Raw genomic sequence first — 15,577 nt, 5'->3', positions numbered from 1 at the left:
TGGTTACTCGGACTTCTCCGCGGCTGCGGCTTCCGCCTCGGCCTCGGGGTCGATGTCGGTGCAGGTCAGCACGCCCTCGTTGATCTCGCGCATCGCGATCGAGAGCGGCTTCTCCTGGACGTGCGTCTCGACCAGCGGTCCGACGTACTCCAGCAGGCCCTCGCCGAGCTGCGAGTAGTAGGCGTTGATCTGCCGCGCCCGCTTGGCCGAGTACAGCACCAGCTTGTACTTGGAGTCGGTGTGGGTGAGCAGGTCGTCGATCGGCGGCGAGGTGATGCCGATGGCGACGGGCTGGTTGCCAGACAAAGTCAGCTCTTTCCAGAGATGGAGGGTGATCGAATCAACTTTACCAACTGATCGGCAGCCTCCCGAACCGAGGCGTTCACGATCGTCACGTCGAACTCCTTCTCGGCCGCCAGCTCCAGTACGGCGGTCTCGAGCCGGCGGTCGCGCTCTTCCTTGGTCTCCGTGCCCCGGCCGACCAGCCGGCGGACCAACTCGTCCCAGGTCGGGGGCGCCAGGAAGACGAACTGCGCCTCCGGCATCGTCTCGCGGACCTGGCGGGCGCCCTGCAGGTCGATCTCCAGCAGGGCCGGCCGGCCGGTGGCGAGCTTGTCGAGCACCGGCTGCTTCGGCGTCCCGTACCGGGCCGCCTTGTGCACGACCGCCCACTCGAGCAGCTCACCGTCGGCGATCATCCGGTCGAACTCCGTGTCGGACACGAACAGGTAGTGCACGCCGTGCACCTCGTTCGGCCGCGGTTTGCGGGTCGTCGCCGACACCGAGATCCAGATGTCCGGGAACCGCTCGCGGATCTCCGCCGCGACCGTCCCCTTCCCCACCGCGGTGGGCCCGGCCAGCACAGTCAGCCGCGCCGGGCCGGGATCAGCCGGCACCGGCTCGTGCGAAACATTGTCAGGGTGCGTGGTCATCGTCACACCAGTGTCCAACGAGCCGGGATGGATTTCGGTCTGGCTCACCCTCAGCTCACTCGGCGAATTCGCGCTCGAGCGCCGCGATCTGGTTGGAGCCGAGGCCGCGCACCCGCCGCGTCTCCGAGATCCCGGCCCGCTCCATGATCTGCTGGGCCCGGACCTTGCCGACACCCGGGATGCACTGCAGCAACTGGCTCACCCGCATCTTGCCGATGACCTCGTTCGTCTGCCCCTCGTGGAGCACCTCCGTCGGAGACGCTCCCGAGTGCCGGATCCGGTTCTTGATCTCGGCTCGTTCACGCCGCGCCGCCGCGGCCTTGTCCAGAGCAGCCGCACGCTGCTCCGGGGTCAAAGAAGGAAGTGGCACCGTTTCACCTGTCCCGTTGTATGGCTTCGCAAGGGAACCTAACACGGGTCCAGCCCGTCGTCGGGCCGTGGTTGAGCAGAGTCGCGGGACAGGCGGCGGATTGGAACGATCAGTTGATCAATTCAGCGCCGGAAGGTCGACCTTGCAGCTGTCCTTGGCCTGGCTGCTGATGTTCTTGTACGCCGTCATCACGGCGCCGGTCTGCTTGCTCAGCTTGGCGAGCTCGACCCGGTCCGTGCCGGCCTTCTGTGCCTTCTCGGCGAACGTCACGACGGCGGCCCAGTCGTCCTTCACGTCCTTCGGCGCGGACTCCTGCAGCTTCTTCGCGTCGTCCAGGATCTTCACGTAGTCGACCGGCTTCTGCGGGTCGACGTCGACGGCCTTCGCGGCGTACTTGGCGAGGTCCACGCAGTACGCCTGCTCGTCGGTACAGGCGGTCAGCGCCCCGGCGGTGGCGGTCACGGTCGCGATGATGGCGAGAGTACGTTTCACGGCTTCATCCTCGGGGGTCGGGAGGTCGTGTGCGGCCGACGCTACCGGGAGTCACCAAACTATCCGAAACGAATACGTTCCGCTGTCAGGTGATTCGTCGTGACGCCGCCGTGGCGCCGGCGGGACGGCGATGCGACGCCGCCCTGCCGGCACCGCGGGCGTCAGTTGTTGCCGGCGCCCGAGAGGTCGATCTTGCAGGTGTCCTTAGCCTGCTTGGTGATCGCGTCCATGGCGGGCTGGACCTTGGAGCCTTCGCTCTTCGCCAGCTCCATCAGCTTGTTCGTGTCGCCCTTGGCGTCCTGCGCCTTCTCGGCATAGTCGATGACGGTCTTCCAGTCGTCCTTCAGGTCGTCCGGCGCCGACTTCGACACCTTCTTGGCCTGGTCCAGCATCTTGCCGACGGCGTCGGCGTTCTTGATGTCCAGGTCCTTCGCCGAGTCGACGTAGCCCTGCAGGTCACCGCAGTAGTCGCCACCCGAGCAGGCCGTCAGGACACCGGCACTCATCGTCACAACGGCCGCGAGGGCTGCCAGCTTCCGCATTCTGTTCCTTAACAAGTCGCGCGGGAAGACTGTGGCTCCCCGTCCGCCGACACCTTTCCGAACGCCGGGGTCACCGCGAGCTCCGGCAGGCCGTGAAGAAGATCGCACGGCACGACCGGAACCGGGCTGTGATGTGCCGCGTCGGGCCGGTCACATGTTCTCGAGGTCGAACTTGCACTTGTCCTTGGCGTTGGCGGCGATCGCCTTCCATGCAGCGTCGACCTTGGCAGCGTCGGCCTCGGCGACCTTCTCCTGGTTGCCGTTGGCACCCTTCACCTTGTTGGCGAAGTCCCGCACGGTCTTCCAGTCGTCCTTCACGTCGTCCGGCGCCGACTTGGACAGCTTGTTCGACCCGTTGGCGATCTTGTCGAGCGCCTGTGAATCCTTGATGTCGAGGTTCTTCACGAGATCGCCGTAGCTCTTCAACTCCTGGCAGTAGTCGCCTCCGCGCGAGCAGGCCGTCAGCAGGCCCGCGCTCATCGTCGTCGCCACCACCAGAACCGCAACCCGCTTCATGTCCGTCCTTCGGTCTCACGCGGCCAGTCCGGTGCTGCCCGTCGCGTCAACCCTGGCGGACCGCGGGGGTCACTGGTTTAGCACATACACTATGATTTACATCATATACTTTGCGATGCTGCCGGCTGCTGCTCGCTGCCGAGATCGCCACGGCGTTCGCCGACACGATGACGAGAATCGCCACCCAGTCGAGGATCGCCGGCTGCTGATGCAGAACCACCAGCCCGACCATTGCCGCGACCACCGGATTCACGCTCATGAAGACGCCGAAGAACTGCGCCGGCACGCGCCGCAACGTCAACAGATCAACGAGGAACGGCACCGCCGACGACAGCACGCCGGCCACCAGGGCGTACGACGCGGCGGCGAGCGTCGCGGGGTGGTGCAGCAGAACCACCACCCCGACAGGCACGTACGCGAGTCCGGACAACGCGGCAGCGGTGGCCGAACCCGTTGCGCCCGGCAACTCTCGACCGACCTTGCGGTTGAGGAGGATGTAGAACGCCCAGCCCATCGCGGCCAGCAGGCCGAGTCCGATGCCCACGTAGTCGGTTGACGCCTGGGGCCGCGCCAGCAGCACCACTGCGGGCGCGGCGACGAGCGCGCACACCAGGTCGAGCACGCGACGTGAGCCCAGCAATGCAACAGCGAGCGGGCCCAGGAACTCCAGGGTGACTGCCAAGCCGAGGCCTACTCGGTCGATGGCTGTGTAGAGGGACAGGTTCATGACCGCGAAGACCATGGCCAGCCCGATCACCGGTCGCCACTGACGGGCTGTGATGGATCGCAGACGTGGGCGCCCGACCGCGAGCAGCACGATCGCGGCGACCCACTGCCGGATCGCCACCACGCCCGCCGGACCGATCACCGGGAACGCGAGCGCCGCCACCGACGCACCGACCTGCGTCGACAGCCCGCTCCCGAGCATCATCGCCACTCCGACCAACCGTTCTCGCCTCACCCTCACGAGAGTCGACCCAGCCGGCTCGGTGACAAAATGCGGTCGACCGCCGATCTATACGCTGGAGTCATGGATCTCGAGCTGCGGCACCTGCGCTGCCTGGTCGCGATCGTCGACACCGGGACGTTCACCGACGCGGCGATCGAGCTCGGGATCTCGCAGGCCGCGGTCTCCCGGAACCTCCTCGCCCTGGAGCGCGCGCTCGGCGTCCGCCTGCTGCACCGGACCAGCCGGTCGATCACGCCGACGACCGCGGGCGTCCAGGTGCTGGCCCGTGCCCGGCAGGTGATGGCCGAGATCGAAATCCTGATGAGCGAGGCCAGGAGCGGCCATACGCGGCTCCGCGTCGGGCACGCCTGGTCGGCGTTCGGTGCGCACACGACAGAGTTCCTGCGCCGGTGGGCCGCCGCGCACCCCGACGTCGAACCGCAGCTCGTCCGCACGAACACGGCCACTGGTGGACTGACCGAGGGCCTGTGCGATCTGGCCGTTGTCCGAAGCCATCTCGACCTGAGCAGGTTCGGGCACGTGCTGCTGACTCAGGAGCCGCGGTACTGCGTCCTGGCCGCCGACGACGCACTCGCGCGCAAACGGTCGCTCACGCTGGCGCAGATCGGCGACCGGACGATCGTGATCGACCGCCGCACCGGGAGCACCACGATCGATCTGTGGCCCGAGGGCGCGCGACCGCGGATCGAGTTCACCCACGACGTCGACGACTGGCTGGCTGCCATCGCGTCCGGGCGATGTGTCGGCGTCACGCCGCAGGCCACGACCACGCAGTACCGCCGGGACGGTGTCGTCTATCGGCCGCTCCGCGACGCGCCGCCGGTCGACGTACACCTGATCTGGCACCGCGAGGACCCGCACCCGGCGACGCTGGCGGCCGTCGACCTGCTGACGAAGCTCTATCAGGAGTCGAGCAGCTCGACCAGGTGACGGCGGTCCGGCGCCTTCCACAGCAGGTTGCGGATCTGCTCGATTCCGCCGACGGGCCAGCGGTCGAGGATGCGCCGTACCTCCGGGTCCTGGATCCCCGCGGAGAGCGTGCCGATGAAGTCTCCCCAGACGACCTTGAACGGCCGGCCGCACATCTGCTCTACACCGAGCTCGATCGGCTCGGTGATGGCGAGCCGGTTGTGCAGCTCGGCGACGCCGCGATAGGCCCCCATCAGAGCTTCCTCGCGTTGCTGCCACGTGTCGGCCCGCAGGACCCCGCGCAGCAGCGGCGTCAGGGTCGGGCCACAGGACAGCCGGCCGAACGCCGTACCGAACCATTTCCGGTACGGCGCGTAGGTGCGCTCGATCAGGAAGCACAGCTGCATGAGGTCCTGCACGAGCTGCGCGCCGATCAACGCCGACCCGAGCTCGTCCCCGACGTACCCGACACGGCCGACCAGGTTCATCTCCGGATGGACGCGCCACCAGGCGGTGATCATCAAATAGCGCCAGACATCGTCGGGGTAGTAGGCCAGCCGATCACGGACCGCCGCGAGACCGACGTCGTCGTGGAACACGCCGCCGGCCGTGTGCTGCCGGAGAATCGACTCCGGAAAGGTCAGCCAATCCTGCGGCGTGAGGTCGGCGTCGATGTCGAACCTCAACTGGTCGGCGAAGTACTGGCGGAGGGTGTGTACGTCGACCTGCGTCGGACGGCCTTCGAACGTCGCCGGCAACTCCGGCCGCAGTTCGACTCCCTCCGCGACGAACAGCAGCACCCGCGCTTCATAGTTGTGGTCGGCCGACATCTCGTCGTCGAAGCCGAGCACCTCCGAGCCGCGCCCCAGCAACGCCGCGCTGTGCGCCACGTCCACCTGCGGCCGAACGATCTGCTGGTAGAACCGCCCGCAAATCCCCAGTCCCGAACCCATGCGAACAGGATCGCATGATCAGCATCTCGACAGGATGTGTCGGCCTGTCCTGCCCGATCGGCCGGGCAGTTGAGCGTGACAGCGCCGGGCGAAGCCGGACAGGTCCTGTCGAGATGCAGATCTCAGTAGCCGAGCACCGTTCGGTAGGCGTCGTTGGCCCGGTTGGCCGCAGCTTGCAGGGCGGTGGGGTTGGGTCCGGCGCCGAGGATCTCTCGCGAGCTCGACGGTACGACGTTGCGGACCGCCGTACCGAAGACCTTGGTGAGGCCCTCGGCCGTGCCGCCCTGGGCGCCGAGGCCGGGGGCGAGCAGCGGACCGTTGATGTCGAGGTTCTCGGCGGTGGAACTGATGGTCGCGCCAACGACCGCTCCGAACGAGCCAAGCTCGTCGGTGTCGGCGTTCAGTCCGCGCAGGCCGTCCAGCACCGCACCCGCGACGGTCGGCCCGTCGGCGGTGCGGGCCGACTGGAACTGCGGGCCCTCCGGGTTCGACGTCAGGGCCAGCACGAACAGGCCGGCCCCGGACTCGCGCGCCACGTCGATGGTCGGCTGCAGCGAGCCGAAGCCGAGGTACGGGCTGACCGTCAGCGCGTCGCACGCGAGCGGCCCCTTCTCGGCCAGGTACGCCGCCGCATACCCGCCCATCGTGCTTCCGATGTCGCCGCGCTTCGCGTCGATGATCACCAGCGCACCGGCGTCCCGCAGCCGGATCGTGGCCTGCTCGAGTACGGCGATGCCGGCCGACCCGAACCGCTCGAAGAACGCGGACTGCGGCTTGAACACCGCGACCCGCTCGGCGAGCGCGTCGACGACGCCGTAGGTGAACGAGGCCAGCCCCTCCGGGGTGTCGGGCAGGCCCCACGTGTCCAGCAGATGCGCGTGCGGGTCGATGCCGACGCAGAGTGGGCCGCGGGTATCCATGGCCGCGCGCAGGCGCGCACCGAACGGCTTGTTGTTGCTCATGGCAAGCTCCTGTTGATAGCTCGAATCAGTCCGGGGCCGCGATAGATCAAACCGGTGTACACCTGGACGAGGCTCGCGCCGGCGTCGAACAGGCGGGCCGCGTCGGACGGGTCGACGATCCCTCCGACACCGATGACAGGCACCGCTCCCCCGGTCTGGTTGTGGATGTGGGCGACGGTCTTGGCTGCGATCTCCGCCAGCGGGCGTCCGGACAGCCCGCCGGTCTCGTGGGCCAACGGATGATCCGGGACGCCCGTGCGATCGATGGTCGTGTTGGTGGCGATGATGCCGGCGACGCCGAGATCGGTGCAGACCTGGAGCAGTTCGTCGATCGCCGACGTGGTCAGGTCGGGGGCGATCTTCACCAGGATCGGTTTCGGACCGAGGCCGGCCACCGTCAGCGAAGCAGCCTCGGTGTGCAGCGCGGCGAGCAGTTCGCGGAGGTGGCCCGCGTCCTGCAAGGAGCGCAGGCCCGGCGTGTTCGGCGAGGAGACGTTGACCGCGAAGTAATCGCCGTACCGGTAGAGGCGGCGGAGCGAGGTCACGTAGTCCTCGACCGCGTCGTCCAGCGGCGTCACCTTCGACTTGCCGATCGAGATGCCGAGCGGGTAACCCAGCGGTCCGTACGCCGCCAGCCGGTGCGCGAGCGCCTCGGAGCCGAGGTTGTTGAAGCCCATCCGGTTGATGACGGCCTCGTGCTCGACCAACCGGAACAAGCGCGGCCGAGGATTGCCCGGCTGCGGATGCGCGGTGACGGTGCCGACCTCGACGAAGCCGAAGCCGATCGCCGGCCACGCGCGCAGGGCGATCCCGTTCTTGTCCATCCCAGCAGCCAGGCCGACACGGGACGGGAACCGGACACCGAAGACCGAATGCCCCTCACCCGACGCCCCGTACACCCGGGACCCGAGAGCAGAGGCCCCCGGGATGCGCCCGAGCAGGCGCATCCCCTTCAACGTCTGCTCGTGCGCAACCTCCGCGTCACCGTTGCCCAGCTTGTACAGGACCGGGCGGACAACCCGCCTATACACCGCGGATCCTCGGCACCCAGTCCTGCAGGGACCGTACGCCGATGTCGCCGGCGCGCTGCGCCTCGATGCCCTGTACGGCGGCCGCGAGGCCCTGGACCGTGGTGATGCAGGGGATGTTCCGTGCCACCGCGGCGCTGCGGATCTCGTACCCGTCCAGCCGCGGCGAACCGCCCTGGGTGATCCCGATCGGTGTGTTGACGATCAGGTTGAGCTCCCCGTCCTGCACCATCTGGACGATCGTCGGCTCGCCGTTCGGGCCGGGACCCTGGCTGCTCTTGCGAACCGTGACGGCCTCGACGCCGTTGCGCCGCAGTACGTCCGCCGTACCTTCGGTCGCGTAGATCTGGAAGCCGAGATCCGCCAGCCGCTTGACCGGGAAGATCATGTGCCGCTTGTCCCGGTTCGCGACCGAGACGAACACCTTGCCGGCCGTCGGCAGCGGCTGCGACGCCCCCGCCTGCGACTTCGCGAACGCCGTGCCGAAGGTGTCGTCGATGCCCATCACCTCGCCGGTGGACTTCATCTCCGGCCCGAGCACCGTGTCGACCGACGAGCCGTCGATGGTCCGGAACCGGTTGAACGGCATGACGGCTTCCTTCACCGCGATCGGCGTCGTCGTCGGCAGCGTGCCGCCGTCACCGGTGGCCGGCAGCATGCCCTCGTCACGCAGCGACGCGATCGTTGCCCCGAGCATCACCCGGGCCGCGGCCTTGGCCAGCGGGGTCGCGGTCGCCTTCGACACGAACGGCACCGTCCGTGAGGCCCGCGGATTCGCCTCCAGCACGTAGAGGACGTCGCCGGCCAGCGCGTACTGGATGTTGATCAGCCCGCGGACGCCGACCCCGCGCGCGATCGCCTCGGTGGAGGCGCGGAGCTTCTCGATGTCCGCGTTGCCGAGCGTTATCGGCGGCAGCGCACAGGACGAGTCACCCGAGTGCACCCCGGCCTCCTCGATGTGCTCCATCACGCCGCCGAGGAACAACTCGTTCCCGTCGAACAGCCCGTCCACGTCGATCTCGACCGCGTCGTCCAGGAACCGGTCGATCAGCACCGGGTGCTCGAACGCCTCACCGCCGCCGAGCCGCTCCAGGGCCGCACTCAGCTCGGCCGAGCTGTAGACGATCTCCATCCCGCGTCCGCCCAGCACGTACGACGGCCGCACGAGGACCGGGAACCCGATCTCCTCGGCCACCGCCTGCGCCTGGTCCGCGGACAGCGCCGTCCCGTGCTTCGGCGCCGGTAGCTCCGCGTCCGCCAGCACCTTGCCGAAGGCGCCCCGCTCCTCGGCCAGGTGAATGGCCTCGGGCGAGGTCCCGACGATCGGAACACCGGCATCCGCGAGCCGCTGCGCCAGGCCGAGCGGCGTCTGGCCGCCGAGCTGCACGATCACGCCGGCGACCGGGCCGGCCTGCATCTCGGCGTACACGATCTCGAGCACGTCCTCGCAGGTGAGCGGCTCGAAGTACAGCCGGTCGGAGGTGTCGTAGTCGGTCGAGACCGTCTCCGGGTTGCAGTTCACCATGATCGTGCAGTAGCCGGCCTCGCGCAGCGCCATCGACGCGTGCACGCAGGAGTAGTCGAACTCGATCCCCTGGCCGATCCGGTTCGGCCCCGAGCCGAGGATCAGCACGGCAGGCTCGGAGCGCGGTGCGACCTCGGACTCCTCGTCGTACGACGAGTAGTGGTAGGGCGTCTCGGCCTTGAACTCGGCCGCACAGGTGTCGACCGTCTTGTAGACCGGCCGGATCCCGAGCGCCTGCCGTACGCCGCGGACGACGTCCTCGGTCAGCCCGCGGATCTCGGCCAGCTGCAGGTCCGAGAACCCGTGCCGCTTCGCCAGCTTGATCACCTCAGGGGTGAGCCGCGGCGCGGCCGCCACCTGCAGCGCGGTCTCGTGCAGCAGGTACAGCTGGTCCACGAACCACGGATCGATGCGAGTTTGATCGAAGATCTGTTCCGGCGTCGCACCCGCGCGGATCGCGTCCATGATGATCCGCAGCCGCCCGTCCTGCGGCGTCTTGATCGTCTCCAGCAACGGCTCCAGCTCGCTCGCCGGGTGACCGGCCCAGGAGAACCGGGCCTCCGGCTTCTCCAGCGACCGCAGCGCCTTCTGCAGCGCCTCGGTGTAGTTGCGGCCGATCGCCATCGCCTCGCCGACGCTCTTCATGTGCGTGGTCAGCGTGGCGTCCGCGGCCGGGAACTTCTCGAACGCGAACCGCGGCACCTTCACCACCACGTAGTCCAGCGTCGGCTCGAAGCTGGCCGGGGTCTGCTTGGTGATGTCGTTCGGGATCTCGTCCAGCGTGTAGCCGATGGCAACCTTCGCGGCGATCTTCGCGATCGGGAAGCCGGTCGCCTTCGACGCCAGCGCGGACGAACGGGACACCCGCGGGTTCATCTCGATCACGATCAGCCGGCCGTCGGCCGGGTTCACCGCGAACTGGATGTTGCAGCCGCCGGTGTCGACGCCGACCTCGCGAATGATGCCGATGGCAAGGTCCCGCATGACCTGGTACTCGCGGTCGGTCAGCGTCATCGCCGGCGCGACCGTGACCGAGTCGCCGGTGTGCACGCCCATCGGGTCGACGTTCTCGATCGAGCAGATGATCACGACGTTGTCGGCCTTGTCGCGCATCACCTCCAGCTCGTACTCCTTCCAGCCGAGGATCGACTCCTCGATCAGCACCTCGGTCGTCGGCGACGCGTGCAGCCCGGCACCGGCGATCCGGCGCAGGTCGGCCTCGTCGTACGCCATCCCGGAGCCGACGCCGCCCATCGTGAACGACGGCCGCACGACCAGCGGGTACCCGAGCTGGCCGGCCGCGCCCATCACGTCGTCGAGCGTGTGGCAGATCACCGAGCGTGCGACCTCCGCGCCGAGCTTCTCGACGATCTGCTTGAACGACTGCCGGTTCTCACCGCGCTGGATCGCGTCGACGGACGCGCCGATCAGCTCCACGCCGTACTTCTCGAGCACGCCGTTCTCGTGCAGGGAGATCGCCGCGTTCAGCGCGGTCTGGCCGCCGAGGGTGGCCAGCAGCGCGTTCGGGCGCTCCTTCTCGATCACCTTCTCGACGTACTCCGGGGTGATCGGCTCGACGTACGTGGCGTCGGCGAACTCCGGATCCGTCATGATCGTGGCCGGGTTGGAGTTCACCAGGACGACCCGGAACCCCTCCTCGCGCAGCACCCGGCAGGCCTGCGTGCCGGAGTAGTCGAACTCGCAAGCCTGACCGATCACGATCGGCCCGGAGCCGATGACCAGCACCGACTCGATGTCTGTACGCCTCGGCATCAGACGGCCCGTCCTTCCATCAGTTCGACGAACCGGTCGAACAGGTACGCCGAGTCGTGCGGACCAGCCGCCGCCTCGGGGTGGTACTGCACCGAGAAGGCCAGCACCCGCCCGTCCTTACCGGTGAGCTTGAGCCCTTCGACCACGTTGTCGTTGAGCGAGACGTGGCTGACCTCAGCCGTCCCGTACGGAGTCTCGACGCCGCCGTCCAGGGGCGCGTCCACCGCGAAGCCGTGGTTCTGCGCGGTGATCTCCACCTTCCCGGTCGCCCGGTCGAGCACCGGCTGGTTGATCCCGCGGTGCCCGTACTTCAGCTTGAACGTCCCCAGTCCGAGCGCCCGCCCGAACACCTGGTTGCCGAAGCAGATCCCGAAGTACGGCTTGCCGCGCTGCAGCAGCTCCTTGAGCAGCGTGGTCGGGTGCTCGGTGGTCTCCGGGTCGCCCGGGCCGTTGCTCATGAAGATGCCGTCCGGGTTCACCGCGAGTACCTCGTCCAGCGACGCGGTGGCCGGCAGCACATGGACCTCGATGCCGCGCTCGGCCATCCGCTTCGGCGTCATCGACTTGATCCCGAGGTCGAGCGCGACCACGGTGAACCGCTTCTCGCCCTCGGCCGGTACGACGTACGTCGCGGGCGTGGTGACCTCGTCGGCCAGGTCGGCGCCGGCCATCGGCGGCTGCTGCAGGACCTTCTCCAGCAGGGCCGCCGGGTCGAGGATCTCGGTGGAGATCCCGGCTCGCATCGCGCCGCGTTCGCGCAGGTGGCGGGTCAGCGCCCGGGTGTCGATGCCGGAGATCCCGACGATCCCCTGGCTCTTCAGCTGGTCGTCGAGGGACTTGGTCGAGCGCCAGTTGGAGGGCACCCGGGCCGGGTCGCGGACCACGTACCCGGCGACCCAGATCTTCTGCGACTCGTCGTCCTCGTCGTTCACACCGGTGTTGCCGATGTGCGGCGCGGTCTGGGTGACGATCTGCCGGTGGTACGACGGGTCGGTCAGCGTCTCCTGGTAGCCGGTCATCCCGGTGGTGAACACCGCCTCGCCGTACGTCTCGCCGGTCGCCCCGTACGAGGTGCCGGCGAACGACCGGCCGTCCTCGAGGACCAGCAGCGCCGGATTGGATGCGGGCTGGCTCATCTTTGCTCGGCTCCGATCAGTGTTGCGATGGATTCGGTCAGGGCGGCGGTGTCGGCCTTGCGACGCGGGCGGAACCCGGTGTCGAGCTCGCGGCCGTCGTGCGTCCAGGTGACCACGACCAGCCCGGACTTCTCCGCGGTCACCTTGCCGGCGATGCCACGGTCGGTCCGGACGGCGGTCAGGTGGTCCGCGGGGATGAACACGTCCGCCGCTCCCTGCCGGTGGAAGATCAGGCCGGCCTCACTGACGGCCAGGTCCGCGATGCTGCGGACGCCCAGTTCGTGCACGGCGATCCGGTCCATCCAGTCGCCGGCACTCGTGGTCGCGACGTACACACCTTCGACGCCGCTGATTTTGGCCTCGGGGACCGCGGGCAGCGGCGCGAGGTCGGCCTGCCGGGACTGACGGTTCCGCCAGCCCCGGTACATGCCGAAGTAGCCCGCCGCCAAGATCAGCAGCGTGCCGAGAATGCCCAGGAAAGCCTTCACCTGGTCAGCTCACCGTCCAGGACGACCGGCGTACCGCGCAGGAACGTCGTGACCACCTTGCCCGGCAGCGTCATCCCCTGGAACGGCGTGTTCCGCGACAGCGACACCGACTCGTCCGGTACGACGGTCCGCTCGACGGTCGGGTCGTACAGCACGAAGTTCGCCGGGGCGCCCGCCTCGAGCGGACGACCGTGCTCGGAGATCTGGCCGATCGCGGCCGGCCGGTAGCTCATCCGGTCGGCGACGTCGGACCAGGTCAGCAGCTTGGTGTCGATCATCGCGTGCTGTACGACGCTCAGCGCGGTCTCGAGCCCGGTCATCCCGAACGCGGCCGCACTCCACTCGCAGTCCTTGTCCTCCACCGGGTGCGGCGCGTGGTCGGTGGCGACGATGTCGATCGTGCCGTCGGCCAGGCCCTCGCGGACCGCCTCGACGTCCTCCTTGGTGCGCAGCGGCGGGTTCACCTTGTACACCGGGTTGTAGGAGGCAGCCAGGTCCTCGGTCAGCAGCAGGTGGTGCGGGGTGACCTCGGCGGTAACCTCCAGACCGCGGCGCTTGGCGGCGCGGACGATCTCCACCGAGCCCTTGGTTGACAAGTGGCAGATGTGCAGCTTCGACCCGACGTGCGCGTTGAGCAGAATGTCGCGAGCGATGATCGCCTCCTCGGCGACACTCGGCCAGCCGGTCAGGCCGAGGACGCCGGACAGCGCGCCCTCGTTCATCTGCGCGCCCTGGGTGAGCCGGGGCTCCTGCGCGTGCTGGGCGATCACGCCGTCGAACGCCTTCACGTACTCGAGCGCGCGCCGCATCAACGCCGCGTCCCAGACGCAGTCGCCGTCGTCGGAGAACACCCGGACCCGGGCTGCCGAGTCCGCCATCGCACCGAGCTCCGCGAGCTGGGTGCCCTTCCGGCCGACGGTGACCGCGCCGATCGGGTACACGTCGGCGTACCCGGCGTCGCGGCCGAGGCGCCAGACCTGCTCGACCACTCCGGCGGTGTCGGCGACCGGGTCGGTGTTGGCCATCGCGAAGACCGCGGTGAACCCGCCCTTGGCCGCCGCGCGGGTGCCGGTCAGCACGGTCTCGGCGTCCTCGCGGCCGGGCTCGCGCAGGTGCGTGTGCAGGTCGACCAGCCCGGGCAGCGCGATCAGGCCCCGCGCGTCGACGGTCGTCGTACCGCCGGGGGTCTCGAGGTCAGTGCCGACAGCAACGATCTCGCCGTCGTCGATCAGCAGATCCGCCACCTCACCGCCAACGATGCGCGCGCCGGTGATCAGTTGTGCGGTCATGCGGTCTGCTCCTCTTCGTTACTACCTGACAACAGCAGATAAAGGACGGCCATGCGGATGGCCACGCCGTTCGTGACCTGCTCGACGATGACCGAGCGGGTCGAGTCGGCGACCTCGGCGCTGATCTCCATGCCCCGGTTCATCGGGCCCGGGTGCATGACGATGGTGTCGTCCGGCAGCTGCGCCATCCGGTGCACGTCCAGGCCGTAGCGGCGGGTGTACTCGCGGGCACTCGGGAAGAACGCGTCGTTCATCCGCTCCCGCTGCACCCGCAGCATCATCACCGCGTCGCTCTTCGGCAGCGCCGAGTCGAGGTCGTACGACGTCGCGCACGGCCACTGGGACATGTCGACCGGGAGCAGCGTCGGCGGAGCGACCACCATCACGTCGGCGCCCAGCGTGGCGAGCAGCAGCACGTTGGAGCGCGCGACCCGGGAGTGCAGGACGTCGCCGACGATCGTGATCCGTCGCCCCTCCAGCGAGCCGAGGTGGCGGCGCATCGTGAACGCGTCGAGCAGCGCCTGGGTCGGGTGCTCGTGGGTGCCGTCACCGGCATTCACCACCGAGCCGGTCATCCAGCCGGACTTCGCCAGCAGGTGCGGCGCGCCGGACGAACCGTGCCGGCAGACCACCCCGTCGGCGCCCATCGCCTGCAGCGTCAGCGCGGTGTCCTTGAGGCTCTCGCCCTTGCTCACGCTCGAGCCCTTGGCGGAGAAGTTGATGACGTCCGCCGACAGCCGCTTGGCGGCCGCCTCGAACGAGATCCGGGTCCGGGTCGAGTCCTCGAAGAACAGGTTGACCACGGTCCGCCCGCGCAGCGCGGGCAGCTTCTTGATCGGGCGGTCGGCCAGCGACCGCATCTCCTCGGCGGTGTCGAGGATCAGGTTGGCCTCGTCGCGGCTCAGGTCCGCCGCACTCAACAGGTGCTTCATCAGCCCTTCGCCCCCTTGTCGGCGATCAGTACGGCGTCCTCGCCATCGAACTCGTCCAGGTGGACGGTGACGCGCTCCACCAGCGAGGTCGGCAGGTTCTTGCCGACGTAGTCGGCGCGGATCGGCAGCTCGCGGTGGCCGCGATCGACCAGGACGGCCAGCTGGACCGCGCGCGGGCGGCCGATGTCGCCGAGCGCGTCGAGGGCCGCGCGGATCGTGCGGCCGGAGAACAGCACGTCGTCGACCAGGACGACGACCTTGCCGTCGATGCCGTCCGCGGGGATGTCGGTGTGCTCCAGGCCACGAGGTGGCTTGAGGCCGATGTCGTCGCGGTACATGGTCACATCGAGTGACCCTGTGGGCACGCTCTGCCCCTCGACGGCCTGGATGCGGGCCGAGACGCGCTGCGCCAGCGGGACACCGCGGGTGGGGATGCCGAGCAGGACGACCGGGTCGGCGCCGCGGTTCCGCTCGAGAATCTCGTGGGCGATCCGGGTCAGTGCCCGGGAAATGTCGGAAGCGTCGAGAACCTCACGGCCGCTGCGAAGCGGCGGCTGCGTGAACTCGGGTTGCTCTGCACTCTGGGCAGGGCTCATCGCTACCGTTCCTCCTTTCCCGCCTCTCTGGACGGGTCTTTAAAGGACGTTCGGACCGCTTGACATGGTATCGGATGTGACACGCCGTCTTGACGCTGGCCTCGCACCCAGAATATTGTTACTCTGTGTAATCGAGGGGGGTTTCACCTTTCGGGCCGTACCCT

At 68.6% G+C, this 15,577-nt stretch carries 17 protein-coding genes; 1 reads left to right on the top strand and 16 read right to left on the bottom strand.

What is annotated here, in order from left to right; translation table 11 throughout:
* Positions 1–3 precede the first annotated feature (3 nt).
* The 7 genes from rpoZ to ACIA58_RS20815 form a co-directional block, all read right to left on the bottom strand.
* Positions 4–306, bottom strand: a complete 303-nt coding sequence (gene rpoZ / locus ACIA58_RS20845; protein WP_325039561.1) for a DNA-directed RNA polymerase subunit omega — start codon at positions 304–306, stop codon at positions 4–6.
* A gap of 2 nt (positions 307–308) precedes the next feature.
* Positions 309–932: a guanylate kinase gene (gene gmk, locus ACIA58_RS20840; protein WP_396405370.1), complete on the bottom strand. Its 624-nt coding sequence runs from the start codon at positions 930–932 to the stop codon at positions 309–311.
* A gap of 55 nt (positions 933–987) precedes the next feature.
* Positions 988–1,302: an integration host factor, actinobacterial type gene (gene mihF / locus ACIA58_RS20835; protein ID WP_130449575.1), complete on the bottom strand. Its 315-nt coding sequence runs from the start codon at positions 1,300–1,302 to the stop codon at positions 988–990.
* A gap of 117 nt (positions 1,303–1,419) precedes the next feature.
* Entirely contained in the window at positions 1,420–1,794 is a 375-nt protein-coding gene (locus ACIA58_RS20830; RefSeq protein ID WP_396405369.1) for a hypothetical protein, read from the bottom strand.
* A 161-nt stretch (positions 1,795–1,955) separates the two neighbouring features.
* On the bottom strand, positions 1,956–2,336 hold the full coding sequence (locus tag ACIA58_RS20825; protein ID WP_396405368.1) for a hypothetical protein: 381 nt from the start codon (positions 2,334–2,336) through the stop codon (positions 1,956–1,958).
* 150 nt (positions 2,337–2,486) lie between these two features.
* A complete protein-coding gene (locus ACIA58_RS20820) occupies positions 2,487–2,852 on the bottom strand; it encodes a hypothetical protein (protein WP_396405367.1) in 366 nt (121 codons plus the stop codon).
* A gap of 46 nt (positions 2,853–2,898) precedes the next feature.
* Positions 2,899–3,813, bottom strand: coding sequence for an EamA family transporter (locus ACIA58_RS20815; RefSeq protein ID WP_396405366.1), 915 nt, complete (start codon positions 3,811–3,813; stop codon positions 2,899–2,901).
* Between the two features lie 69 nt (positions 3,814–3,882).
* On the opposite strand from ACIA58_RS20815, the gene ACIA58_RS20810 reads away from it, so the two are divergent.
* Positions 3,883–4,752: a LysR family transcriptional regulator gene (locus tag ACIA58_RS20810; RefSeq protein ID WP_396405365.1), complete on the top strand. Its 870-nt coding sequence runs from the start codon at positions 3,883–3,885 to the stop codon at positions 4,750–4,752.
* Here the strand turns inward: ACIA58_RS20810 and ACIA58_RS20805 are convergent.
* The 9 genes from ACIA58_RS20805 to pyrR all read right to left on the bottom strand — a co-directional run bounded on the left by ACIA58_RS20805 (position 4,725) and on the right by pyrR (position 15,413).
* On the bottom strand, positions 4,725–5,684 hold the full coding sequence (locus ACIA58_RS20805; RefSeq protein WP_396405364.1) for a DUF4037 domain-containing protein: 960 nt from the start codon (positions 5,682–5,684) through the stop codon (positions 4,725–4,727). The two genes, ACIA58_RS20810 and ACIA58_RS20805, sit on opposite strands and share 28 nt — an antisense overlap.
* Before the next feature lie 122 nt (positions 5,685–5,806).
* On the bottom strand, positions 5,807–6,646 hold the full coding sequence (gene pyrF, locus ACIA58_RS20800; RefSeq protein ID WP_396405363.1) for an orotidine-5'-phosphate decarboxylase: 840 nt from the start codon (positions 6,644–6,646) through the stop codon (positions 5,807–5,809).
* Positions 6,643–7,677, bottom strand: a complete 1,035-nt coding sequence (locus ACIA58_RS20795; RefSeq protein ID WP_396405362.1) for a quinone-dependent dihydroorotate dehydrogenase — start codon at positions 7,675–7,677, stop codon at positions 6,643–6,645. The genes pyrF and ACIA58_RS20795 overlap by 4 nt, the downstream gene beginning before the upstream one ends.
* Entirely contained in the window at positions 7,670–10,972 is a 3,303-nt protein-coding gene (carB, locus tag ACIA58_RS20790; protein ID WP_396405361.1) for a carbamoyl-phosphate synthase large subunit, read from the bottom strand. The genes ACIA58_RS20795 and carB overlap by 8 nt, the downstream gene beginning before the upstream one ends.
* The gene (gene carA, locus ACIA58_RS20785) at positions 10,972–12,108 is read right to left on the bottom strand and encodes a glutamine-hydrolyzing carbamoyl-phosphate synthase small subunit (protein WP_396405360.1); all 1,137 of its coding nucleotides are present in this window, start codon (positions 12,106–12,108) and stop codon (positions 10,972–10,974) included. The genes carB and carA overlap by 1 nt, the downstream gene beginning before the upstream one ends.
* Positions 12,105–12,596: a hypothetical protein gene (locus ACIA58_RS20780; RefSeq protein WP_396405359.1), complete on the bottom strand. Its 492-nt coding sequence runs from the start codon at positions 12,594–12,596 to the stop codon at positions 12,105–12,107. Before ACIA58_RS20780 ends, carA begins: the two co-directional genes overlap by 4 nt.
* Positions 12,593–13,885, bottom strand: a complete 1,293-nt coding sequence (locus ACIA58_RS20775) for a dihydroorotase (RefSeq protein ID WP_396405358.1) — start codon at positions 13,883–13,885, stop codon at positions 12,593–12,595. The genes ACIA58_RS20780 and ACIA58_RS20775 overlap by 4 nt, the downstream gene beginning before the upstream one ends.
* A complete protein-coding gene (locus tag ACIA58_RS20770; protein ID WP_396405357.1) occupies positions 13,882–14,817 on the bottom strand; it encodes an aspartate carbamoyltransferase catalytic subunit in 936 nt (311 codons plus the stop codon). Before ACIA58_RS20770 ends, ACIA58_RS20775 begins: the two co-directional genes overlap by 4 nt.
* Complete coding sequence (gene pyrR, locus ACIA58_RS20765; protein ID WP_396405356.1) at positions 14,817–15,413, bottom strand: bifunctional pyr operon transcriptional regulator/uracil phosphoribosyltransferase PyrR; 597 nt, start codon at positions 15,411–15,413, stop codon at positions 14,817–14,819. Before pyrR ends, ACIA58_RS20770 begins: the two co-directional genes overlap by 1 nt.
* Between the last annotated feature and the right edge of the window lie 164 nt (positions 15,414–15,577).

Source organism: Kribbella sp. NPDC051586 (assembly GCF_044453965.1).
GTDB lineage: Bacteria > Actinomycetota > Actinomycetes > Propionibacteriales > Kribbellaceae > Kribbella.
Note: the sequence above shows the minus strand (reverse complement) of the source record. Positions and strands in the feature narration are given on the sequence as shown.